A 23,595-nucleotide genomic window follows, 5' to 3' on the forward strand; every position below is an offset into this window, starting at 1 on the left:
GGACCTGAAGATGACCGCCGTGTGGTTGAGACCGCTCGCGCCCTTCGAACCGACCGGCCGCGCCGCGGCCAAGCCGCCTCGCGTCCGGCACCGGTTCGAGGATCCGGACGGCCAGCTCTCGCTCGACCTGGAGCTTTCGAGCGGGCGCAGGCGCCGGACGCTGACCAGCGCGCACGAACTGCCGCCCGACAACCAGAAGCTCGGCCGGATGATCCGCATGATCCTGGAGACCTGCGACGGCAGGCGCCCGCCCGGCCAGGTGCGGCCGCTGGTCAGCCTGGCGCTGTACGAGCGCCTCGTCGACCGCAGGCGCGCGCTGGGCGCCAGCTACACGATGCGGACGATCCACACCTGCTACCCGGCGGACGGCGCGATCGAGGCCTGCGCGACCGTCGAGGCCGGGCCACGGGTGTTCGCCGCCGCCGCGCGCTTCGAACGCAACGCGGCGGGCTGGCGCTGCTGCCGCTTCGAGGTGCTCGAGACCAAGGAACGCGGCCAGCGGAAATCTGCGTAAAAGCTTGTTCCGACAGGATTTAGCGGGCTTTATCCCGGGAAAAGCACCCGGGATAAAGCCCGCTAAATCTCACGAGCCGTCAGCGGCGGGGGCCGCGCTTGCCCTTCTTGGCCTGCTCGCGCTGGGCGGCACGGCGCTCGCGGCGGGTGCCGCTCGCGTCGGAGTCGCCAGCCGAGTCGGCGTGCGACTCGACTTCACCGTCTTCGGCGGGGCCGGAGAAGGTCAGGCCGGACTGCGGGTTGCCGTTCTCGAGGCCCTTGCCACGCAGTGCCGACGGGACGGACTTGGTGTCCGTGGTCGGCGGCTGCGGCGGCGCGGGACGCGAGTGGCGGCCTTCGGGCGCGTGCCCGTTGCCGTTGGGCGAAAGGCCGGCGGGCAGCGCGGTGGCGTCCTCGGCGGCGGGCTCCGGCTCGGCGACCTCGACCTGGAGGTTGAACAGGAAGCCGACGGCCTCCTCCTTCAGTGACTCCAGCATCGCGTTGAACATGTCGTAGCCTTCGCGCTGGTACTCGATCAGCGGATCCCGCTGCGCGAGCGCGCGCATGCCGATGCCCTCCTTGAGATAGTCCATCTCGTAAAGGTGCTCACGCCACTTGCGGTCCAGCACGGACAGCATCACGCGGCGCTCCAGCTCCCGCATGGTGCCTTCGCCCGCCTTGGCCTCGATGTCGTGCTCGCGGGCCGTGTAGGCGTCGAGGATGTCGGAACGCAGCGCCTCACGCAGGCGCTCGGCGTCCAGATCCTCGTCCTCGACCAGCTCGTCCCAGGTCACCTTGACCGGGTAGAGGGCCTTCAGCGCGGTCCACAGCTTCTCGTGGTCCCAGTCCTCCGCGTAGCCGTCGGCCGTCGCGGCGGTGACGTACTCGTCGACGACACCGGTGAGCATGTGCACGACCTGCTCGGACAGGTCCTCGCCCTCCAGTACCCGCAGGCGCTCCTTGTAGATCACCTTGCGCTGGAGGTTCATGACCTCGTCGTACTTCAGGACGTTCTTGCGGATCTCGCCGTTCTGCTGCTCGACCTGCGTCTGCGCGCTCTTGATGGCCTTGGAGACCATCTTGTGCTCGATCGGCATGTCGTCCGGCAGGCGCATGGTGGTCATGACGCGCTCGACCATCGAGGCGTTGAAGCGCTTCATCAGGTCATCGCCGAGCGACAGGTAGAACCGGGACTCGCCCGGGTCACCCTGACGGCCGGACCGGCCGCGGAGCTGGTTGTCGATGCGGCGCGAGTCGTGGCGCTCGGTGCCGAGCACGTAGAGGCCACCGGCCTCCTTGACCTCGGCGGCCTCGGCCTCGGCCTGCTCCTTGACCTCCTCGAGCACCTTCGGCCACTCGGCCTCGTACTCCTCGGAGTGCTCGATCGGGTCGAGGCCGCGCTCACGCAGCACCTCGTCGGCGATGATGTCGGGGTTGCCGCCGAGCACGATGTCGGTACCACGGCCGGCCATGTTCGTGGCGACCGTGACCGCGCCCTTGCGCCCGGCGCGCGCGACGATCAGCGCTTCCCGGTCGTGGTGCTTCGCGTTCAGCACCTCGTGCGGGACGCCCATCTTGAGCAGCAGCTTCGACAGGTGCTCGGACTTCTCGACGCTCGTGGTGCCGACGAGGACCGGCTGGCCCTTCTCGTGCCGCTCGGCGATGTCCTCGGCGACCGCCTCGAACTTGGCCTGCTCGGTCTTGTAGATCAGGTCCGGCTGGTCCTGGCGGATCATCGGCTTGTTCGTCGGGATCGGCACCACACCCAGCTTGTAGGTCTGGTGGAACTCGGCGGCCTCGGTCTCGGCCGTACCGGTCATGCCGGCCAGCTTGTCGTAGAGGCGGAAGTAGTTCTGCAGCGTGATCGTGGCGAGCGTCTGGTTCTCGGCCTTGATCTCGACGCCTTCCTTGGCCTCGATCGCCTGGTGCATGCCCTCGTTGTAGCGGCGGCCCGCCAGGATGCGGCCGGTGAACTCGTCGACGATCAGGACCTCGCCGTTGCGGACGATGTAGTCCTTGTCGCGCTTGTAGAGCTCCTTGACCTTCAGCGCGTTGTTCAGGTACCCGACGAGCGGGGTGTTCGCCGCCTCGTACAGGTTGTCGATGCCGAGCTGGTCCTCGACGAACGCGACACCCTTCTCGGTGACACCGACCGTGCGCTTGCGGATGTCCACCTCGTAGTGGATCTCCGGCTTCATCAGCGGGGTCAGCCTGGCGAACTCGGTGTACCAGCGCGAGGACTGGTCGGCGGGGCCCGAGATGATCAGCGGGGTGCGCGCCTCGTCGATGAGGATCGAGTCGACCTCGTCGACGATGGCGAAGTTGTGGCCGCGCTGCACGCAGTCGGCGAGGTCCCACGCCATGTTGTCGCGCAGGTAGTCGAAGCCGAACTCGTTGTTCGTGCCGTGCGTGATGTCGGCGGCGTACTGCTGGCGGCGGACCTCGGGGCTCTGCTCGGCCAGGATCACGCCGACCTCGAGGCCGAGGAAGCGGTGGATGCGGCCCATCCACTCCGCGTCACGCTTGGCCAGGTAGTCGTTGACCGTGATGACGTGCACGCCCTTGCCGGAGATGGCGTTGAGGTACGCGGGCGCCACCTCGGTGAGGGTCTTGCCTTCACCGGTCTTCATTTCGGAGACCTGGCCGAGGTGCAGCGCCGCGCCGCCCATCAGCTGGACGTCGTAGGGCCGCTGGCCGAGCACGCGCCACGCGGCCTCGCGGACGACGGCGAAGGCGTCGGGCAGGATGTCGTCGAGATCCTCGCCCTCGGCGTAGCGCTGCTTGAACTCGTCGGTCTTGGCCCGCAGCTCGGCGTCCGTCAGGTCCTTGACGTCGTCTTCGAGGGTGTTGATGTGGTCGGCGATGTGGCGCAGCCGCTTGACCATCTTGCCCTCGCCCACGCGGAGCAGGCGATTCAGAACCATCCCGGTCGACCTCACTAGCCAGTAGATTTGCTCGGACCCGGGCCGCCCCCGGGCACTATGACCTGCGCATCCGGGTCGGGCCCGCACGCGCAGTTGACCCCCATCGTAGGGAACGTTACTGCCAACGTGCAGTCGCGTGCGCAAGTTCCATGCGAAGGGCCCGCACGCGCGTCGCGTGCGGGCCCTTCGTGGACGTTTTCGGGCGGCTTACTTGGCCAGCCGGATCACGCCGTAATCGAAGCCTCGCCTTCGGTAAACGACACTCGGGCAGCCAGCCGCGGAGTCGTTGAACAGATAGAAGTCGTGTCCGACCAGTTCCATCTCGTAGAGAGCCTGGTCGACGGTCATGGGTTCGGCCGTGTGTTCTTTTTCGCGGACGATCCGGCCGGGTTCGTGCTCGGCCACTCCGTCGTCCCAGCGCTGCTCGGGGAGGTCTACTTCCTCCGGGCTCATGGCCCCGAATCCGGCAGCGGCAGCGGCGGGCGCCTCAAGCACCGCCGTGCTCGTCATGGGTTGTGCACTGTCCATCGGGGCGGAATCGCCACCGGCAATCATCGAGGTCGCCGCGGAGACTGACTCCGGCACTCGGCGCCCGTAGTGCACCCTTCGTCGATCGTGCGACTTGCGCAGTCGGTTTTCGAGTTTTGTCACCGCCAGGTCGAGAGCGGCATAGAAATCCCCGGCACAGGCTTCCGCGCGGACCGCGGGCCCCTTGCCCTTTCCGGTGATTTCGACACGCTGGCAGTTCTTCGACTGCCTGCGGTTGGGCTCGTGGAAGAGCTCCACGTCGTAACGGATGACCTTCTTGTCATAGCGCTCTAGACGGGTCAGCTTTTCGCCGACGAGTGCCCGATAGTGCTCAGGCACCTCTACGTTACGACCCTTCACGACGATGTCCATACACGACCTCCCTCGCTGAATTGACTGCGAGCCTTTTGTGTTCACTAGGGCGCCGGTAAAGCGGGGACGTATGCCCTCAAAGGGCGGTGAGAGAACTCAGTGACGGTTCACGACGTCTCGTGCCGTACCACCGAGCGCGGACTCAGCGCACCAGCGGCGCCAGGGACATGGGCTGCTCACCTCCCTGTCTGGCCGGGATAGCTGATAGCGGAGCACGTTAGCTTCATCAAGCGCGTTACAACAGCCCCCGAGCCGGGGGATGTCATCTTGTGAGAACTCGTCACTGCGCGCAGCGAAACACTGGTGAAACGCTGGGTTACCCGGCCCGTTCGACGTATGGGATGAGTGGGATTTTCACACTGACGGCGCAACCGAAATGTGCCGCCTGTCCCGAGGGTGATCGTCTTCCAGGTTTCAGCCGCCACCGGAGTGGAGTCACCCGGCGCCGGTGTGTATCTGGCGATCATCCTCATATCCCGACAACGGCTGCCCGCCCGCTCGCGTTCCCGGCCCAGATCACTCATGTAGGTGATAAGCCGTTCACCCGGCTGCGGTGAGTGTCAACACGGCCGCAACATGCATTCCGCCTAATGCGAGCGCACGGACACAAGCGGCCGCCGTCGCACCACTCGTGATGACGTCATCCAGCAAAATCACCCCGCTACCCGGCGGCGCCTGGCCTCGTTCCCGCAGCCGCACTTTCCCCGCCAAATTGGCCGCCCGCTCCCGGCCCCCGAGGCCCACGGCATCCCGCACTCTGGGATCGAGCCGCAGCGCGGGCGCGACGGCGGCCCGCCACCCGCGCTCCCCGAGCTCCCGCGCGCACCACCGCGCCAGCCGTCCCATGTGGGCCCCGCCCCGCATCCGCGAAACGGACGCCTTGGACGGAACCGGCACCAGCCAGGCGGCCCCGTCGGAGGTCCCGGGCAGCGACGGCACCGCCCGGGCGAGCGCGGCTCCCAACGCGGGCGCCAGGTCTCGCCTGCCCCGCTCCTTGTAGGCGAGCACCAGCCGCCGGGCGACCCCGCGATAGGCGGCGAGCGCGTACACCGGCGCCAACCCGGTGGTCGGCCCGCGTGCGACTTCGGTGAGCGAATCCCACACCGCGGCACACTCGGCGCAACAAGGCTCGCCCACGACGCCGCAACCAGCGCATCGAGTGGGAACCAGCAGGTCAAAAGCTCTCGTCTTCATGCCCCAGAGTGTCCACCCGACCACCGACAGTTCTGGCCGCCGAGGCGCCGCCCCACATTTTTGGCCCACCCAAGCGCCGGGGTCGTGAGTGTTTAGGCCGGTTAGAACCGGCCATATTTGGTGATCTACGCGGGTCGTGCTCGTCGGGATCCGCACGAACGGGGCTTTTGTCGCGCTCACGGTGACAAAAGCCCCGTTCGTACCATGCACGGCGAGGACCGGGCTGCCGGAGTTTGCGCTGGAGGTGACAAGGGCGGCCCTTGTCACCTCCAGCGTGACAAGGGCCACCCTTGTCACGCCAGCGCACCAGGCAGCGCCGCGGATTCCGCCGTAGGTGACCAAATACGGGCCGGTTAGAACCGGCCGCAACACTCACGACCCCGGCCCGGCGGAAGGCGTGAACGCCACGTTCACAACCTTGAGCGTTGTGAACGCCTCGTTCACAACGTTCGCGAAGCCCAGGCGAAGCCCAGGCGACCCCCGTGGCGCGGGGTCAGCCGGGGTAGAAGGGGCGGGCGTCCTTGGCCGTGCGGGCGTGTGGCCGCCACACCTCGCCCAGTTCGCTCGCCACCCAGAGCCCGTTGGAGTCGGCCACGATCGTCGGCTTGTTCGGCGACGCGGTCACCCCGCGCACGGGCGCGGTCAGGTTGGAGCTGTTGAAGCCGTCGATCCGCCGCCCGTCCACCGGCACCTTCACCACCGGCTGCGAGGTCGAGCTGGTCACCGCGACCAGCGTGTCCTGGCTCGCCCAGTCCACGTCGGTCACGTTCGTCAGATCGGCGTTGCGCAAACTCCGGGGCGCGGTCAACCGCACTCCCTCGGGGGTTCGCACGACCGCGGCGACCATCAGCTTGTCCGCCACCACCGCGGCGACCCTGGCGCCGTCGCGGGACAGCCTGAGCGCGGTGATCTTGCCCAGGTCCACCAGGTCGGTGGCGTTGACGCCCTGCGCCTTCCACTTGCCGTCGCCGGTCAGGACCGCGCGCAGGACCGTGGTGCCGTCGACCGCCGTCCACACCTCGGCGCCGCCGGTGGCGGCCCGCCAGGTCGGTCTCGTCAGGAACTCGCCTTGCGGCGCTGAGACGACTTCCTCCTGGTGGTCGAGGCCGCCGATGCGCAGGACCATGCGGTCCCCGGAGAGCTTCTCGACCGTGGCCAGGCGCTTGCCGTCCAGGGACTGGGCGGCGCTGACCACGTCGTGGTAGGCGTTGCCCTGCAGCGGCCTGCCGTCGAACAGCGAGAAGATCCCGCCGTCGGCCGTGTACATCCCGTTGAGCTCCGGCGGGGCGCCGACCGGGTAGCTCGCCAGGTCGTTGACGCGCCAGGCGTCCTTGTCCGGCAGGATCGGCTTGCCGTCGGAGAGCACCTTGATGCGGCTGGTCGTGACGTTCTGCAGTGACAACACGATCTGCGCCACTATCAGGCGTCTCTTCTCGATCGGTGGATCGCCGAGTCCCGTCAGCGGGACCACGAGCGAGCCGTCGTCGACGCCCTTCACGTTCTGTTCGAGCCGGGCGTCCGGGCCGAGCAGGTTGATGACGGCGCCCTTGAGCGCCTCGGACGGGCCGTCGACCACGAGGTCCATCACGCGGTTGGGCAGGCCCGACTGGGGCTTCGCGAAGACATAGCGCAGGTCGGGCACGAAAACGCCGGAGTCCTGCGAGAAGAAGTTGACCGCGACCTTGAAGTAGTTGGCCGAGAAGTCGCGCTCGGTGATCACCAGGTTGTTCGACAGCGGCCCGGTGATCCGCCACTGGTTGTCGGCCTGCAGCCGCACGTGGACCGGCAGGATGTAGTCGCCGCTGGCGGGCACGGCCGGGATGAACGCGCTGTCCTGGCCGAGCGTGCCGACCATGAACCCGCGGACCAGCACGACCTTCTCGTTCGGGTCCGCGGTCTGCTCCGGCTCAGGCGCGTAGACCGTGCCGAAGGTGTCTTCGATGACTGTGAGGCCCTTGACCGGCGCCCAAGACTTACGAGTCTCTTCGTCGAGGTAGACGCTGGCTGTCGGCGAGGCGTTTCCGCTCGCTGTCAGCGCGCTGGCCTTGATGAAGTCTCGGACGACCGTAAGCGCGTCCAAGCCCTTCTCAGGCTCTTGCGGCGTCTGGACGGCCTGAGCCGGCCGCTCGCCCGAGAGCACCACGGGCTGCATCTCGGCCGGGATGTTGGCGCAGCCGCTCGCCAGCAGCATGACCGCGAGCGCGATGAGCTTGACCGCGGTCTTCACCGGCCTACCTCCTCATGGTCGGCCAGGATGGCTTCCTGCGCCGGTTGGACCTCGAGCAGCCCGACGTGGCCGTTCAGCGGCTCGACCGGGGTGAAGTCCTCCGGCGGCAACGGCAGCGGGCTGCTGGTGAACGGGGTGTCCTGGCGCAGCGGCAGGGTCAGCCGGAAGCAGGCGCCCGCGCCGGGTTCGCCCCACGCGTCGAGCTCGCCGCCGTGCAGCCGGGCGTCCTCCTGGCTGATCGCCAGGCCCAGCCCGGTGCCGCCGGTGCGGCGGTTGCGGGACGGGTCCGCGCGCCAGAAGCGGTTGAACACCAGGTCGGCCTCGCCCGCCCGCAGGCCGACGCCGTGGTCGCGCACCGCTATGGCGACCGCGTCCTCGCCCGCGACGACGCGCATCTTCACCGGGCGGCCCTCGCTGTGGTCGACCGCGTTGGCCAGCAGGTTCCGCAGGATGCGCTCGACCCGGCGCGCGTCGATCTCGACCGGCGTCTCGTCGTCGGGCAGCTCCATCTCGATGACGCTGCCCGCGTTGCTGGCGATGCCGCGCACCTGCTCGGCGGCGCGGCGCGCGATCGGGCGGATGTCGATGACCTCGGCGGCCAGCTCCTCCACGCCCGCGTCGAGACGGCTGATCTCCAGCAGGTCGCCGAGCAGCGCCTCGAACCGGTCGAGCTCGTCGACCAGCAGCTCGGTGGACCGCGCGAGACCGGCCGGGAACTGCTCGCGCGAAGCGTGCAGCACGTCGGCGGCCATCCGGACGGTGGTCAGCGGGGTGCGCAGCTCGTGCGAGACGTCCGAGGTGAACCGGCGCTGCAAGCCGCCGAAGTCCTCGAGCTGGCGGATCTGGCGCTGGATGCTCGCGGCCATCTCGTTGTAGGAGACAGCGAGTTTCGAGAGGTCGTCCTCGCCGACGACGGCGAGGCGTTGTTCCAGGTCACCGCCCGCGAACTGCTCCGCGGCGGCCGCCGCCTGGCGGACCGGCCTGACCACCTGGCGGGTGACGAGGTTGGTGATCGCGGCGAGCAGGAGCAGCAGCACGAGCCCGCCGACGAACAACGTGTTCTGCACGGTCGAGACGGTGTTCTGCTCGGCGGTGAGCGGGAAGAGGAGATACAGCTGCAACGGCGTCAGCCCGCTGGTCACGGGCGCGCCGACGATCATGTACGTGGTGCGGGTGCCGTCGTTCTCGACGGTGTGGATCTGCAGGCTGAGCTGGTTGGACTCGACGAACTGCCGCAGCCGGACCGGCACCTTGTCGTAGTTGCCCGCGAACACGGCGTCGGCCGCCGCGTTGCGCCCGCCGGTGGCGAGCACCGGCTCGAAGGTGCCCGCGGCCGAAACCGGGCCGTCCTTCGCTCCCGCCGAGCTGCTGGCCAGGCCTTTCAGCGCGTTGGACAGCCGCTCGCGCATCGTGTCGGCGGGCTCGGCGCCGATCCCGACCAGCTCGGTCGCGGCCGCCTCGGCCACCGCCTGCGTCTGCGCCACCGCGGCGTTCTGCTTGGTGGTGATCAGCCGCTCGGTGATCTGGTTCTGCAGGACCATGCCCAGCACGAAGACCACCGCTGACGACAAGGCCAGGGTGGACACGGTGACGCGGAACTGCAGCGAATGGCGCCACAACTCGCCGAACGCGACCGAACGGCGGCGGCCGAAGACCGACACCCGTCGGATCAGCTGAGCCGCCGCGGCCGCGAACGCACGGAACCGCTGTCTCATTCCCCGATTATGGCGGGCCCGCCTTGTACCCGACCCCGCGGACCGTCAAGACGACCTCGGGATGTTCCGGATCCTTCTCCACCTTGGACCGCAAGCGCTGCACGTGGACGTTGACGAGCCGGGTGTCCGCGGCGTGGCGGTAGCCCCACACCTGCTCCAGCAGCACCTCGCGGGTGAACACCTGCCTCGGCTTGCGGGCGAGCGCGACCAGCAGGTCGAACTCGAGCGGCGTCAGCGGGATCGCCTTGCCCTCGCGGGTCACCTCATGGCCGGGCACGTCGATCGCGAGATCGCCGATGGTGAGCGATTCCGCGGGCTCGGCCTCGGTCCGGCGCATCCGCGCTCGCACGCGGGCGACGAGTTCCTTGGGCTTGAACGGTTTGACGACATAGTCGTCGGCGCCGGATTCGAGGCCCAGCACGATGTCCACGGTGTCGCTCTTGGCCGTGAGCATCACGATCGGCACCCCGGACTCGGCGCGGATCGCCTTGCAGACGTCGATGCCGTTCATGCCGGGGAGCATGAGGTCGAGCAGCACCAGGTCGGGTTTCAGCTCACGCAGCGCGGGCAGCGCTCGCGAGCCGTCCGCGACGACGGCGGTGTCGAACCCCTCCCCTCGCAGCACGATCGTGAGCATCTCCGCGAGTGCCGGGTCGTCGTCGACCACCAGTACACGTGCCTTCATGAGGACATATTCGCACTGAAGTGTCTCAACGCGTGCACGACCCGGCGCTTGACCACCAGAAAGATCAAGATTCCCTGTTCGTGCTGCTCCGAACGGGTGCCTCAGGCAAGCAGAAGGCAAGACGTTTTTGTCGACATATGAAGAAACACCGTGTCGGATCATCCACGGGTGGGATGTCAGGCGGCCACTCAGGCGACGCCGGTCTGCACCCCAGTGTCCACATAGATCACTCCGTCGGACACCACGACCGGGTAGGTGCGGACGGGATCGTTCGCGGGCAGGCAGAGCGCCTTGCCGCTGCGCAGGTCGAAGGTCGCCGCGTGCAGCGGGCACTCGACGACGCAGCCCTCGACCCAGCCGTCGGCGAGCGACGCGTCCTGATGGGTGCAGGTGTCGTCGATGGCGAAGAACTCACCTTCGCTGTGGAACACGGAGATGGGGACGTGCGCGACAATACGAATCGCCTCACCGTCCGGGAGGTCGGAGACGTCGCACGCTCTGATCATCAGGGCCTCCCACAATGTTGCGCAGGACGAGACGCGTTCTGTCTTCCGCAACGATCGGCCCGCACCCCCGGCCACGTCAAGGGTGTCCCCCGGTCAGATCAGCGGAGTTTCGCAAAACGCCATACTGTTGCGCTATGCGGAACTCCGAGGGTCCCTCTCAGGTGCAATCGGTCGACCGGGCGATCAGCGTGCTCGAAATACTCGCGCGCGAGGGCGAAGCGGGCATCACCGAGATCTCGGTCGAGCTGGGCGTGCACAAGTCGACCGTCTCGCGGCTGGTGAGCGTGCTCGAGGCACGCGGGCTGGTCGAGCAGCTCGGCGAGCGCGGCAAATACGCCATCGGCTTCGGCATGGTGCGCCTCGCCGGCGCCGCCACCGGGCGGATGGACCTGGCGAAACTCGGCAGGCACAGCTGCCAGGCGCTGGCCGAGTCGCTCGGCGAGACGGTCAACATCGCGGTCGCCGACGACGGGGTCGCGATCAACATCAGCCAGGCGCGCGGCACCGCCGCGATCAGCACGCAGAACTGGACCGGCCAGCGCACGCCGCTGCACGCCACCTCCAGCGGCAAGGTGCTGCTGGCGAACATGGACGAGGCCGAACGGCGCAAGCTGCTGCGCCGCAAGCTCGAGCAGTACACGCCGCGCACCACGGTCGAGCCAGCCGAGCTGACGCTGGAGCTGGACCGGGTGCTCGAAGAGGGCTACGCCGCCTGCTTCGAGGAGCTGGAACTCGGGCTGCACGCGGTGGCCGTGCCGATACTCGGGCCGGGCGGCGAGGTGATCGCCGCGATGAGCGCGTCGGGGCCTTCGTACCGGCTGTCGAAACAGCGCGTACGGCAAATCGTGCGGCCCATGACCCAAGCGGCGGAAGAACTTTCGTCCCAGCTGGGGTACTTCAAGAGCTGACAGTCGCGAGCCCTCTTGGCCTATTGACAGCAGCGTCTCGCATAACGCACCTTGTTGCAGAAGACGGAACACCTCCGCCTGCATCTTGGTCCTTTGTGGACGACTGACCAGGAGGTTCTCGCATGGCCGTCACCCCTCGCGTCGTGCTGATCGGGGCAGGCATCGTCGGCTGCGCGCTCGCCGACGAGCTGACCGCACGGGGCTGGACCGACGTCACCGTCCTGGAGCAGGGCGACCTGTTCACCACCGGCGGTTCCAGCTCGCACGCGCCCGGCCTGGTCTTCCAGACCAACGGCTGCCGGACCATGACCGAGTTCGCGAAGTACACCGTCACGAAGTACTCGGAGCTCACCCTCGACGGCGGGTGGTGCTTCCGGCAGGTCGGCGGCCTCGAGGTCGCGACCACGCCCGAACGGCTGCACGATCTCAAGCGAAGACATGGCTGGGCGACCGCGTCCGGCGTCGAAAGCGCACTGGTCGGGCCCGAGGAATGCGCCACGCTGCACCCGCTGGTCGACCCGGCGAAGGTGCTCGGCGGGTTCCACGTCCCGTCCGACGGGCTCGCCAAGCCGCTGCGCGCCGCCGAGGCACAGGCCCAGCTCGCGATCGGGCGTGGCGCCCGCTTCCTCGCGCGGCAGAAGGTGACCGCGATCGAGCGGTCCGCGGGCCGCGTCACCGGAGTCACCACCGAGACCGGCACCTTCCGCGCGGACATCGTCGTCTCGTGCGCGGGCATGTGGGGCCCGCTGATCGGGGGGCTCGTCGACCTCACCGTCCCGCTGGTGCCGATGGCGCACCAGTACGCGCGCACCACCGCGTTGCCGCAGCTCGCGGGGCACAACACCGAGCTGGGCGAGGCGAGCAAGCCGATCCTGCGGCACCAGGACGCCGACCTCTACTTCCGCGAGCATGTCGACCGGATCGGCGTCGGCGCGTACGGGCACCGGCCGATGCCGCTCGACGCGGCCGAGATCGCCGATCCGCGCACATCAGCGGGTATGCCGTCCGAGCTGGCCTTCACCCCTGCCGACTTCGACGAGTCGTGGGCCGCCGCGGTCGACCTGCTGCCCTCGCTGGGCGACGCCAAGGTCGAGGAGGGCATCAACGGCCTGTTCTCGTTCACCCCCGACGGCATGCCGCTGCTCGGCGAGCACCCGGAGCTGGACGGCTTCTGGCTGGCCGAAGCCGTCTGGATCACGCATTCCGCCGGCGTCGCGCGCTCGATGGCCGAATGGCTCATCGACGGGCAGCCGCGCCTCGATCTGCACTCGTGCGATCTCGCGCGGTTCGAAAAGGTCCACCTGGCGCCGGATTACGTGCGTGCGCGCAGCTGCCAGAGCTTCGTCGAGGTGTACGACGTGCTGCATCCCTTGCAGCCCATGGAAGACCCGCGGCCGTTGCGGACCAGCCCGTTCTATGAGCGGCAGGCCGAACTCGGGGCGTACTTCCTCGAAGCGAACGGCTGGGAGCGCCCGCACTGGTACGAGGCGAACGCGAACCTGCCCGAGGTGGAGCGAGTCCCGGCGCGCAACGACTGGGCCGCGCGCTACTGGTCGCCGATCGCGGGCGCCGAGGCGCTGGTGGCTCGCGAACGCGTGGCCATGTTCGACATGACCGCGTTGAAACGGCTGGAGATCAGCGGTCCCGGCGCGTTGCCGTTCCTGCAGACGCTGACCACGAACCAGCTCGACAAGAAGCCGGGCGCGGTGACGTACACCCTGCTGCTCGGCGAGGACGGTGGCGTGCGCAGCGACCTGACCGTCGCGCGGCTGGGCGACCGGCGGTTCCAGGTCGGCGTGAACGGGAACCTCGATGTCGACTGGTTCTCGCGGCATCTGCCCGGCGACGGCACCGTCCAGATCCAGGAGACGACACCCGGCACCTGCTGCATCGGGCTGTGGGGACCGCGTGCGCGCGACCTCTTGCAGCCACTGTCCACAACGGACTTCTCGCACAAGGCGCTCGGGTATTTCAAGGCCTGCCAGGCTTATATCCGCGAAGTGCCGGTGACTGCGATGCGACTGTCCTATGTGGGCGAACTCGGCTGGGAGTTGTACACCACGGCCGACATGGGCCGGAAGCTGTGGGACATCCTCTGGGAGGCCGGGCAGGAGCACGGCGTCATCGCGGCGGGGCGCGACGCGTTCAACTCGATGCGGCTGGAGAAGGGCTACCGGTCGTGGGGCACCGACATGACCACCGAGCACGACCCGTACGAGGCCGGGATCGGCTTCGCCGTGCGGATGGACAAGGGCTACTTCATCGGCCGTGACGCCATCGAGGGCCGGTCCGAGGCGACCGTCTCACGCAAGCTGACCTGCCTGACCTGGGAAGACGCGTATTCGGTCGTGCTGGGCAAGGAGCCGGTGTTCGTGGACGGGCGGCCGAGCGGCTACGTCACGAGCGCGGCGTACGGATACACGATCGGCAAGAACATCGCGTACGCCTGGCTGCCCTCGTCCATCGACGGGCCGGTGGAGATCGAGTACTTCGGGACGCGCATCCCGGTGCGGGTCGCGGAAGAACCACTGTTCGACCCCAAGATGACCCGGCTGAGGAGCTGACCTTGGACACGATCGTCATCGGCCTGGGCGGGATGGGCAGCGCGGCCGCGTACCGGCTCGCGCAGCGCGGCCACAGCGTGCTCGGTATCGAGCAGTTCTCCCCCGTGCACAACCTCGGATCCAGCCACGGCGGCTCGCGGATCACGCGGCAGGCGTACTTCGAAGACCCGGCCTACGTGCCGTTGCTGCTGCACGCGCACGAGCTGTGGGAGGGCATCGAGCGGGACTCCGGGATCGACGTGTTCCACCGCTGCGGCGGGATCATGATCGGCGAGCCGGACTCGCGCACGGTCGCGGGAAGCCTGCTCAGCGCCCAGAAATGGGACCTGCCGCACGAGCTGCTCGACGCGGCCGAGATCCGCGCCCGCTTCCCGACCATGCGCCCGGCCGACGGTGACATCGGCCTGTACGAGGCGGGCGCCGGCTTCGTCGTGCCCGAGTCGAGCGTCGCCGCGCACCTGAAACTGGCCGAGCGCGCGGGCGCCGAGCTGCACTTCGAAGAGAAGGTGCTGCGCTGGTCGACGTCCTCGTCCGGCGTGCGCGTCGAGACGTCTCACGGGACGTACGAGGCCGCGCAGCTGGTGATCTGCCCGGGGGCGTGGGCGCCCGAACTGCTGGCCGAGCTGGGCATCGAGTTCACCATCGAGCGGCAGGTGCAGTACTGGTTCGCGCCGTCGGACGTGAGCGCGTTCCAGCGACATCCGATCTATATCTGGGAAGGCGACGCCGGCAGGCAGTTCTACGGCTTCCCCGCGGTCGACGGGAGCGTGAAGGTCGCGTTCTTCCGCGGCGGCCAGACCTGCACGCCCGAGACGATCGACCGCACGGTGCACGCCGAGGAGATCGCCGCGATGACCGAGTTCGTGCGGGCGCGGATGCCTTCGCTGCCAGTGGAATTCCAGCGCGCGGCAACGTGCATGTACACCAACACGGCGGACGAGCATTTCGTCATCGCGCGGCATCCGTCGCGGGACCGCGTGGTCGTCGCCTGTGGTTTTTCGGGACATGGCTTCAAGTTCGTGCCCGTGGTGGGTGAGATCCTGGCCGACCTCGTCGAAGGCGGCACCGCACACCCGATCGCCCTGTTCGACCCCGCTCGTTTGACAGGAGCAAGATGACGGCGCTCCCGCCCAGCCTGCTGGCCACGCTGCCCGGCCGTTACTACACCTCGCCGGAGATCTTCACCGAAGAGCAGGCCTCGATCTTCGAGAACATGTGGTTCTGCGCGGTCCGCGGCGCGGATCTTCCCGGGGCGGGCGACTTCCGCACCATCCAAGTAGGACGCGAAAGCATCCTGGTCAGCCGAGGACGTGACGGCGCGCTGCGCGCGTTCCTGAACGTCTGCCGCCATCGCGGCGCGCGGGTGTGCACGGAGGAGTCCGGGACGGTACGCCGTGCGTTCCAATGTCCTTACCACGCCTGGACTTACGGCCTCGACGGCAAGCTGATCGCGGCGCCGAACCTGGCCAGCACCCCGGACATCGACCGTGTCCACTATGGACTCGCCGGGGTTCACCTGCGTGAATGGCTCGGCTACGCGTGGGTGTGCCTGGCGCCGGATCCGCCCTCGTTCGAGGACGACGTGATCGGCGCGGCCACCACGCGCCTCGGCGACGCAGACGCGATCAAGCACTACGAGATCGACGAGCTGGAGGTCGGCCGCCGCATCACCTACGACGTGCGCGCCAACTGGAAACTGATCATCGAGAACTTCATGGAGTGCTACCACTGCGCGACGATCCACCCCGAGCTGACCGAGGTGCTGCCCGAGTTCGCGGGCGGCTACGCGGCGCAGTACTACGTCGGGCACGGCGCGGAGTTCGGCGCCGGGATCGACGGCTTCACGATCGACGGCTCACCCGGCTTCGGCAAGCTCGCGGGGGTGGTCCCGGAGCAGGACCGGCGCTACTACGCGATCACCGTGCGGCCGCAGGTGTTCATCAACCTGGTGCCGGACCATGTGATCTTCCACCGGATGTATCCGCTGGCGGCCGACCGGACGGTGGTCGAGTGCGACTGGCTGTATTCGAAAGACGTTGTGGCTTCAGGCAAAGACGTGTCGCGGTCGGTGGAGTTGTTCGACCGGGTGAACGTCCAGGACTTCGACGCTTGTGAACGGTGCCAGCCCGCGATGTCTTCACGGGCTTACGCGGAAGGCGGGGTCCTGATGCCTTCCGAGCACCACATCGCCGAGTTCCACGACTGGGTGCGGGACCGGGTGAAGCGGTAGTCGGTCAGGCGAGCAGGGTCGCGGCCAGTGCGGCGGGGTCCGCGCCCGCGACGTCGTGCCAGGGCGCCAGCCAGTCCCGGGCGGCCAGCTCGTCGTACACGCCCGCGCACCGCTGCTGCAAGGCGTCATCCGACTCGAAGGCGTCCTTCGGGCGGTCCGCCTCCGTGCGGGCCCGGTGTTCCGCGCGCGCGGCCGCGACCTCGGGCGAGACCCGCAGCAGCAGGTGCGCGTCGGGCACCGGCAGGCCGAAACGGTCGACCTCCAGCTCGCGCACCCAAGCGACGAACGGGCCCGAAGCGTCCTGGTGCAGGCGAGCCGCGCCGTACGCGGCGTTCGAGGCCACGTAGCGGTCGAGTAGCACCACGTCGTGGCTGGCGCGCAGGACGCGGATCTCGTCGGCGGCGCCCGAGCGGTCGAGCGCGTAGAGCATGGCCATGCCGTAGACGGAGTCGGCGAGGTCGCCGTGGCCGCGGTGGAGTGCCTCCTTGACCAGGTCGGCGTGCACGCTCTTGCCGTAGCGGGGGAAGGCGAGCGCGGCGACACTGGCGCCCGCTGCGGTCAGCGCCTCCGTCAACCCGTTCGCGAGGGTGCGCTTGCCCGCGCCGTCCAGTCCTTCGATGACTACCAATCGGCCCACGGGGCAACCCTACGAGGTGGTTGACCGGCAGGCTCGGCGGGTGCAGGGGGTCCTCGCCGAACCTGCCGGTACGGCTAGGCGGGCCGCCGCCGCGCGTAAAGGCAGTAGCCGGCGCCGACCAGGAGGGCGATGCCGCCGAAGACGCCGAACGGCGCCCAGTCGAATTCGCGCTCCGACGGGGGCGGGCCGGTCTCCCCGCGTGGCATGACCTGGAGTGCGATGCTGTCGTGGTGGGTGGGCACCGTGGTCGTGGCTCCGGCGGAAACTCCGGTCACCAGCAATCCGGTGATGATCAGCAAGGCAAGCGTGAGCGCCTTCATTTCGCGATCCCGGTGAGTGTGTGGGTCCAGGAGAAGCTGCGATTGCTCGAGTAGTACGCGTAGGTCGAGAGGTTGTAGCGGCTGTTCGTCGGCCACGGATCGCCCCAGTAGACGCGCTGCTGGACGCTGTCGTAGCCGTAGACGACGTGGATGTGGCCACCGCCCGCGGTCCAGCCGATCCGGGTCTGGATGGGCCTGCCCGCTTCGATCTGGGCCTTGATGTCGTCGTAGCCGACGCGGTCGGCGAGGTAGGTCCCCGGCGAGGAGAAGCCGAGTGAGGCGAACGCGTGCTGGGCGTCGCCGAGCGTGCCCGCCTTGTTCGCGCAGGCGTCACCTGACTCACCGTGCGCGAGCTGACAGAAGCGGGTCTGGGTGATCGTGGCGCCGTGAAAGGCGGCGATACTGTTGCCGGAGCCCGCCCAGCACCACTGGGTCTGCTCCTGGGCCTGCATGACGAGGTCGAGTGCGCGGGTGGCGGCCTGGGCGTGGACAGGCGTGACGAGCCAGAGCGTCAAGCACGCGGCTCCGATGACGCGTGCCTTCGAGTAGACCGGCACCCATGGCCTCCCGTCCGAACCCCCGCCGAACTTCGGTTCGTGACAAATCTGGTCCGCGACAATCACCCTGAGCAAGAAGGTCACCCATCCGAACGGATCGTTCCGCGTCAACCCCGGAACGCGGAACGGTCACCCTGGCGTGGCCAACACCCCTAAAGAGCGGTCGGAAATGACGGTCGGCGCTGCTACCGTGAACGTTCCGCGGTGTTCACGCCCAGCGCACACTCGTTAGTGAAGGGGCAGTTGGTGACACGAGAGGGTGACGCCCACACTGTCGTCGAGAACGGCCGACGCCCCGCAGAGCCGTTGCCGCGCGAGCTGGCCGACGCGCTGCGTTCCGGCGAGTTCCACCACGCGCTGCGGTTGGCGATCGCCCACCGCGGCCTGTCCTTGGCCCGGCTGCGCGCGCATCTCGGCCGCCGGGGTGTCCACGTTGGACAGTCGACGCTGAGTTACTGGCAGCGCGGGCTCCGTCAGCCGGAAGTACCCAAGGCGCTGCCGGCCGTGCGCGCTCTGGAGTCGGTGCTGCAGCTGCCGCCGGACGCGCTCGTCGTGCTGATCGGCCCGCGCACCTCGCGCGCCAAGGCGCACCAGCTCGCGGTTTCGTTCTCCGACCTGCGTTCCGGCGACATGGGCTCGATCGTCGACCAGCTGCTCACCGAGCTCGGCGCGTACCCGTCGTCGCGGTACAACGCCGACCTGGAACTGCTCTGGGTGCACGACACCATCACCTTCGACGCCGAGCACCGCCAGCGCAGCCTGCACACCCGGCTCGTCGCCCGCGCCCGCCGCCAGGGCCCGGACCGCTACATCACCGTCTACAACGGCGACGAGGGCTGCGACATCGAAGGCGTCGAGCTGGTGACCGCCGAGGGCTGCCGGATCGGCCGCATGCGCAGGCATCCCGGCAGCGACACGCTCGCCACCGAGCTGCTCTTCGACCGCAAGCTCGCCGAGGGCGAGATCCACGTCTTCTGCTTCGAGGTCCGCGACGACTCCGGCTCCGCCTCACCCGGCTACTACCGGATGCTGCGCGACCAATGCGCCAGCTACCTGGTGCAGCTGCGCTTCAACCGGCGCGCGCTGCCCGCCCGCTGTGTCCGGCAGGTCCGCACCCGCGACGACGCGATCCCGGTCGAGTCCGAAGAGCTGCCCTGCGTGATGGGCGGGGTGACCAGCGCGTACTTCCGCGACGCCGGACCGGGGTTGGCCGGCGTCGCGGTCGAGTGGTCGTAGCGCCACCTGTCGGCAGATGGCGCCATTAACGCCCGCGATGCTTGGCACGCGCCTTGTCGCGGGCGAGCGCGCGGCGGCGGGCGCCTTCTTCGGCTTCGCGGCGTTTGCGGGCGGCCTTGTTCTCGCCGACGCGCTCGGCGACGGACTCACGCAGCGCACGCTGCGCGGCCGTGCCGACTCCTGCTGATTCCTGCGCTTTCTTCGCCTGTTTCGCGAGCCTTTTCGCAGAAACGCGCGTGCTTTTCTTGATCTCCATCGGCACGGCGGGCGCGCGCTCGGCTTCGCGGGCCAAGGCCGTGAAACCCGGGCCAGCCGCGAAGTGCAGCAGCTCGGCGTTGGTCGGCTCGGCGCCGAAGATATGGCGGGCCGCTCGGACCAGCCCGTCCTCGCGGAACTCGTAGACGCCGATCCAGAACCGGCCGTCGTGGAACACGGTGAACTCACCGTTCATCGGTCAACCTCCAGGCATGACGAATCAGCCTGGCCGTACTGGTTTCCCGAAACGAGGGACAACGAACGCCGAAGCGCCGCCCGGACTACCTACCGGGCCGTGAGTTTCGTCCAGCCAAGAACCCCACCAGGATAGCTCGTGAGTGTTCCCGCCGGTTAGAACCGGCGGGAACACTCACGACCTGATCAGTAGCGGTAGTGCTCCGGCTTGAACGGGCCTTCGACGTCCACGTCGATGTACTCGGCCTGCTCCTTGGTGAGCTTGGTCAGCTCGCCGCCGAGCGCGTCGAGGTGGATCTTCGCGACCTTCTCGTCCAGCTTCTTCGGCAGGCGGAAGACCTCGTTGTCGTACTCCTCGTGCTTGGTGAACAGCTCGACCTGGGCGATGACCTGGTTCGAGAAGCTGTTCGACATCACGAACGACGGGTGCCCGGTCGCGTTGCCGAGGTTGAGCAGACGGCCCTCGGACAGGACGATGATCGTCTTGCCGTTCGGGAAGACCCACTCGTCGACCTGCGGCTTGATGTTGATCCGGCGGATGCCCGGGTACCGCTGCAGGCCGGCCATGTCGAGCTCGTTGTCGAAGTGGCCGATGTTGCCCAGGATGGCCTGGTGCTTCATCTGCGCCATGTGCTCGGCGAGCACCACGTCCTTGTTGCCGGTCGTGGTGATGATGATGTCGGCCTCGGGCAGCACGGACTCGAGCTTGCGGACCGCGTAGCCGTCCATCGCCGCCTGCAGCGCGCAGATCGGGTCGATCTCGGTGACGATCACGCGGGCGCCCTGGCCGCGCAGTGACTCGGCCGCGCCCTTACCGACGTCGCCGTAGCCGCAGACGACCGCGACCTTGCCGCCGATGAGCACGTCGGTGCCGCGGTTGATGCCGTCGATCAGGGAGTGGCGGATGCCGTAGCGGTTGTCGAACTTCGACTTGGTGACCGCGTCGTTGACGTTGATCGCCGGGAACAGCAGCTCACCGGCCGCCGCCAGCTGGTACAGCCGCAGCACGCCGGTGGTGGTCTCCTCGGTGACGCCGCGGACGCCCTCGCCGATCGCGGTCCACTTGCCGGGCGACGCGGCCAGCGACGCGCGCAGCAGGTCCAGGAACACGGCGAACTCTTCCGAGTCGTTCTCGTCGGTCGGCGGGACGACGCCCGCCTTCTCGAAGGTGGTGCCCTTGTGGACGAGCATGGTGGCGTCGCCACCGTCGTCGAGGATCATGTTGGGACCCTCGCCGTCCCAGGTGAGCATCCGCTCGGTGCACCACCAGTACTCCTCCAGCGACTCACCCTTCCAGGCGAACACCGGGACGCCCTTCGGCTCCTCGACGGTGCCGTGCGGGCCGACGACGACCGCGGCGGCCGCGTGGTCCTGGGTGGAGAAGATGTTGCACGACGCCCAGCGCACCTCGGCGCCCAGCGAAACCAGCGTCTCGATCAGCACCGCCGTCTGGACGGTCATGTGCAGCGAGCCGGAGATCCGCGCGCCACGCAGCGGGTAGACCTCCGCGTATTCGCGACGCAAAGCCATCAGACCGGGCATCTCGTGCTCGGCGAGGCGGATCTCCTTGCGGCCGAACTCGGCGGCCTCGAGATCGGCGACGGCGAACTCGATGCCGTTGCGGTTGTCGTGCCGCTTGGCAACGCTTTCGGGGGTCATAGCTCGTTTCCTCCAAGGGTGGATTACAACAGAACAGTACCGTTGTCCGCTCAACGATCACTGGGCTATCAGGAGGCTCTCACCTTGTCTTTCCCCGGACCCGACACCCGGGTCGTCGAACTGCGGGTGCCAGGCCTCATCGGCACGAGCGGGGAGGCGCTGCTCGACGCGGTTTCCACGGTCGACGTGGCGGGTGACGGGTTCGGCAGAGTGATCCGCCCCTCAGACCGGCTGCGGCGGCCGGCGCCGGGCCCCATGCTGCGCGCGCTCGGCCGGGCCGTGCCGCGCACGCTCGAGGGCTACCTCTGGAGCCGGATGACCTCCGGCGGCGCGTCGAAGGCCACCTGGGCGCTGCTCTTCCCGTTCTCGCTGGCGAACGTCGCGTACTGGATGCTGCCGCCGGTCCCCCAGGACAAACGCGGCGCACGGATGCTCGGCGCGCTGTGCCGGGGCCTGCTGCGGGTCGCGGCCGTGCTGCTGACCATGCTGCTGGTGAGCCAGGTGGCGGTGATCAGCCTCGACCTGCTCGCCACGCAATGCCTCGGCACCGGCTGCGTGAAGTGGGCGCCGTCGTGGCTGCGGACGTCGACCCAGCTCAGGGCGGTCGTCGGGATCGCGCCGCTGCTGGTGATGATCTACATCCTGCACCGGATCTCGTCGACGAACTGGCGCGTGCACGCCGAGGACACCGGCGGCGACGGCGCGTTCCCCGGCACGGTGCTGCGCGCCGACCCGGACACCCCCGGCCTGCTCTGCCTGCACACGGTCGTCGCGCTGGCGTGCGTCGCGCTGCTGCCGCTCGGCGGGCCGTTCCACCTTCCCGATGACGTGGCGGGCATCGTGCTGTGGCTGCTGTCGATCGCGTTGATCTTCGCGAGCCTCATCGCGTCGGCGATGGGCCGGGGCGCCGGACGGCCGGGCCGCTGGGCGCGGCGCACGCTGTACGCGTTCGGCACCGTGCTGGTGCTGGTGGCCGGGCTGCGAAGCCCGGCGTTGCGCGGCACCGGGCTGGCGGGCGCCGACGGCATGGTCGAGGGCATCGGCGCGGCGCTGGTCGTGATCTCGGTGCTGTTCGCCGTGCTGCTGTGGCCCGCGGCGAGGTACGCGAAGCCCGCGTGGCGTGAACTGCCGATGCGGCTGCGGCCGTGGGCGGGCGGCTGGGCGGCCGCGCCGGTGCTCATCCTCGCCGGGCTGCTCGGCGGCGGGTTCGGCGCCGGGATGACGTTGTCCGTGCGCAAGATCCTCGGCGCGGAGCTGCGCCTGCCGGACACGTACCTGCTGATCACCGTGCTGTGGGGCGCCGGGCTCACGGTCGGTGTGCTGCTGGCGGCGATCGGGCTGGCGATCGCGGTGCCGTTGCGCAGGCGGCGGCGCGGGATCCCGGAGATCGTCAAGCTGATGGAAATCGGGGCCAAGCAAGAGAAAGAGGCCGCCGCCGCGTGGGCACGCTCGGCTTGGGAACGACGGCATCTGCACCATCTGGCGCTGTCGGTCTCGCTGCTCATGGCGGCGGGCGCGGTCGCGTTGCTGATCGTCCGATTCGGGCTGCACGCGGTGCCCTCGTGGTTCGAACCGGTTGCGGGCATCGGCGTCTTCGCGCTCGGCGCGCTGGCCGCCGGTCTGCTGCGCGTCGTCTACACGGCTGCGAAAAGCCCGCTGCGCAGCCGTCACCTCGGCGCGCTCGCCGACCTCGTCTGCTTCTGGCCGCGCGCCGCGCATCCGACCGTTCCCCCTTGCTACGCCTTGAAAGTCATCCCCGAGCTGGCGGGCCGCGCGAAGGAACACCTCGCCGAACCGAACACGCGGGTCGTGCTGTCCGGCTACAACCTCGGCAGTCTCTTGACGATCATGACCGCCGCCCGCCTCGCGGCCGAGCTGACGCCGGAGGAGTTCGAACGCGTCGGCGTGCTGACCGTCGGCTCGCCGCTGCAATGGGGTTATCAGCGCGCGTTCCCCGGCGTCCTGCCGCACGCCTCGCTGTGCAAGCTGTACACGAAGCTCGACGGCCGCTGGCGTGCGCTGTGCCGGGGCACGGACATCTTCGGCGGTGGCGTCACGACGTGGCGGCACCAGGTCGTCGACGGCGCGCTGCTCGGCGACGGCTATCTGACCACCGGCGGGGTCGGGCCGCTCAGCTCGGTCGCCGAGCCCGAGTCGGGCGTGCTCATCATCGGCGGCGACCACTGGCTGCCCGACCCGATGCGCAACCCGACCGGCCGCCACCGCTGGTCGCCCGGCGTCCTCAAACACGCCGACTACCTGGCGGACGCCGAGTGGGACAACGCCGTCGCCAGGGCCGCCGGCCTGCGATAAAGCGGGCTTTATGCCACTCCGGGATAAAGCGGGCTTTATCCCGTTGCGGAGTAAAGCCCGCTTTATCCCGTTCTTGGC

General features: G+C 68.8%; 19 protein-coding genes. 7 read left to right on the plus strand and 12 right to left on the minus strand.

Features of this window, described 5'->3' with window-relative positions; translation table 11 throughout:
• Positions 1 to 10 precede the first annotated feature (10 nt).
• The gene (locus tag BLV57_RS17100; RefSeq protein ID WP_091289741.1) at positions 11 to 514 is read left to right on the plus strand and encodes an Rv3235 family protein; all 504 of its coding nucleotides are present in this window, start codon (positions 11 to 13) and stop codon (positions 512 to 514) included.
• Positions 515 to 593: 79 nt separating this feature from the next.
• Here the strand turns inward: BLV57_RS17100 and secA are convergent, their stop codons facing one another.
• From secA to BLV57_RS17135, 7 genes are all read right to left on the minus strand, one after another.
• Entirely contained in the window at positions 594 to 3,416 is a 2,823-nt protein-coding gene (secA, locus tag BLV57_RS17105) for a preprotein translocase subunit SecA (protein ID WP_091289743.1), read from the minus strand.
• 207 nt (positions 3,417 to 3,623) lie between these two features.
• Positions 3,624 to 4,316, minus strand: coding sequence for a ribosome hibernation-promoting factor, HPF/YfiA family (gene hpf / locus BLV57_RS17110; RefSeq protein WP_091289745.1), 693 nt, complete (start codon positions 4,314 to 4,316; stop codon positions 3,624 to 3,626).
• A gap of 540 nt (positions 4,317 to 4,856) precedes the next feature.
• Complete coding sequence (locus BLV57_RS17115) at positions 4,857 to 5,420, minus strand: ComF family protein (RefSeq protein WP_342741192.1); 564 nt, start codon at positions 5,418 to 5,420, stop codon at positions 4,857 to 4,859.
• 583 nt (positions 5,421 to 6,003) lie between these two features.
• Positions 6,004 to 7,737, minus strand: a complete 1,734-nt coding sequence (locus tag BLV57_RS17120; RefSeq protein ID WP_342741193.1) for an LpqB family beta-propeller domain-containing protein — start codon at positions 7,735 to 7,737, stop codon at positions 6,004 to 6,006.
• Positions 7,734 to 9,452, minus strand: a complete 1,719-nt coding sequence (gene mtrB / locus BLV57_RS17125; protein WP_091289746.1) for an MtrAB system histidine kinase MtrB — start codon at positions 9,450 to 9,452, stop codon at positions 7,734 to 7,736. Before mtrB ends, BLV57_RS17120 begins: the two co-directional genes overlap by 4 nt.
• A gap of 7 nt (positions 9,453 to 9,459) precedes the next feature.
• Positions 9,460 to 10,137 carry an MtrAB system response regulator MtrA gene (gene mtrA / locus BLV57_RS17130; RefSeq protein ID WP_005150760.1) on the minus strand — a complete coding sequence of 226 codons (678 nt, stop codon included), beginning with the start codon at positions 10,135 to 10,137 and terminating at the stop codon, positions 9,460 to 9,462.
• 188 nt (positions 10,138 to 10,325) lie between these two features.
• The gene (locus BLV57_RS17135; protein ID WP_091289748.1) at positions 10,326 to 10,643 is read right to left on the minus strand and encodes a bifunctional 3-phenylpropionate/cinnamic acid dioxygenase ferredoxin subunit; all 318 of its coding nucleotides are present in this window, start codon (positions 10,641 to 10,643) and stop codon (positions 10,326 to 10,328) included.
• 134 nt (positions 10,644 to 10,777) lie between these two features.
• Between BLV57_RS17135 and BLV57_RS17140 the strand changes: the two genes are divergently transcribed.
• From BLV57_RS17140 to BLV57_RS17155, 4 genes are all read left to right on the plus strand, one after another.
• Positions 10,778 to 11,551, plus strand: coding sequence for an IclR family transcriptional regulator (locus BLV57_RS17140; RefSeq protein WP_091289750.1), 774 nt, complete (start codon positions 10,778 to 10,780; stop codon positions 11,549 to 11,551).
• Between the two features lie 122 nt (positions 11,552 to 11,673).
• Positions 11,674 to 14,115, plus strand: coding sequence for a GcvT family protein (locus BLV57_RS17145; RefSeq protein ID WP_091289752.1), 2,442 nt, complete (start codon positions 11,674 to 11,676; stop codon positions 14,113 to 14,115).
• A gap of 2 nt (positions 14,116 to 14,117) precedes the next feature.
• Positions 14,118 to 15,233 (plus strand): N-methyl-L-tryptophan oxidase, encoded by a 1,116-nt coding sequence (gene solA / locus BLV57_RS17150; protein WP_425426002.1) that lies wholly within the window; start codon positions 14,118 to 14,120, stop codon positions 15,231 to 15,233.
• Positions 15,230 to 16,345, plus strand: a complete 1,116-nt coding sequence (locus tag BLV57_RS17155) for an aromatic ring-hydroxylating oxygenase subunit alpha (protein ID WP_091289755.1) — start codon at positions 15,230 to 15,232, stop codon at positions 16,343 to 16,345. Before solA ends, BLV57_RS17155 begins: the two co-directional genes overlap by 4 nt.
• Positions 16,346 to 16,349: 4 nt before the next feature.
• Here BLV57_RS17155 and BLV57_RS17160 read toward each other — a convergent pair whose 3' ends face one another.
• The 3 genes from BLV57_RS17160 to BLV57_RS17170 form a co-directional block, all read right to left on the minus strand.
• Complete coding sequence (locus BLV57_RS17160; RefSeq protein WP_091289757.1) at positions 16,350 to 16,982, minus strand: dTMP kinase; 633 nt, start codon at positions 16,980 to 16,982, stop codon at positions 16,350 to 16,352.
• 74 nt (positions 16,983 to 17,056) lie between these two features.
• Positions 17,057 to 17,302 carry a hypothetical protein gene (locus BLV57_RS17165; protein WP_091289759.1) on the minus strand — a complete coding sequence of 82 codons (246 nt, stop codon included), beginning with the start codon at positions 17,300 to 17,302 and terminating at the stop codon, positions 17,057 to 17,059.
• Positions 17,299 to 17,859 (minus strand): papain-like cysteine protease family protein, encoded by a 561-nt coding sequence (locus tag BLV57_RS17170; protein WP_245757358.1) that lies wholly within the window; start codon positions 17,857 to 17,859, stop codon positions 17,299 to 17,301. The genes BLV57_RS17165 and BLV57_RS17170 overlap by 4 nt, the downstream gene beginning before the upstream one ends.
• 246 nt (positions 17,860 to 18,105) lie before the next feature.
• Here BLV57_RS17170 and BLV57_RS17175 point away from each other — a divergent pair, with 246 nt between their 5' ends.
• Positions 18,106 to 19,095, plus strand: a complete 990-nt coding sequence (locus tag BLV57_RS17175; RefSeq protein WP_176968652.1) for a hypothetical protein — start codon at positions 18,106 to 18,108, stop codon at positions 19,093 to 19,095.
• 25 nt (positions 19,096 to 19,120) lie between these two features.
• Here BLV57_RS17175 and BLV57_RS17180 read toward each other — a convergent pair whose 3' ends face one another.
• Together BLV57_RS17180 and ahcY are read right to left on the minus strand one after the other, a co-directional pair.
• Complete coding sequence (locus BLV57_RS17180; RefSeq protein WP_091289762.1) at positions 19,121 to 19,546, minus strand: YjdF family protein; 426 nt, start codon at positions 19,544 to 19,546, stop codon at positions 19,121 to 19,123.
• Between the two features lie 185 nt (positions 19,547 to 19,731).
• On the minus strand, positions 19,732 to 21,204 hold the full coding sequence (ahcY, locus tag BLV57_RS17185) for an adenosylhomocysteinase (protein ID WP_091289763.1): 1,473 nt from the start codon (positions 21,202 to 21,204) through the stop codon (positions 19,732 to 19,734).
• Between the two features lie 138 nt (positions 21,205 to 21,342).
• Between ahcY and BLV57_RS17190 the strand changes: the two genes are divergently transcribed.
• Positions 21,343 to 23,517, plus strand: a complete 2,175-nt coding sequence (locus BLV57_RS17190; RefSeq protein ID WP_245757394.1) for a hypothetical protein — start codon at positions 21,343 to 21,345, stop codon at positions 23,515 to 23,517.
• The last annotated feature ends 78 nt before the right edge of the window (positions 23,518 to 23,595 follow it).

This window comes from Amycolatopsis xylanica (genome assembly GCF_900107045.1).
In the GTDB taxonomy this organism is placed as follows: Bacteria; Actinomycetota; Actinomycetes; order Mycobacteriales; family Pseudonocardiaceae; genus Amycolatopsis; species Amycolatopsis xylanica.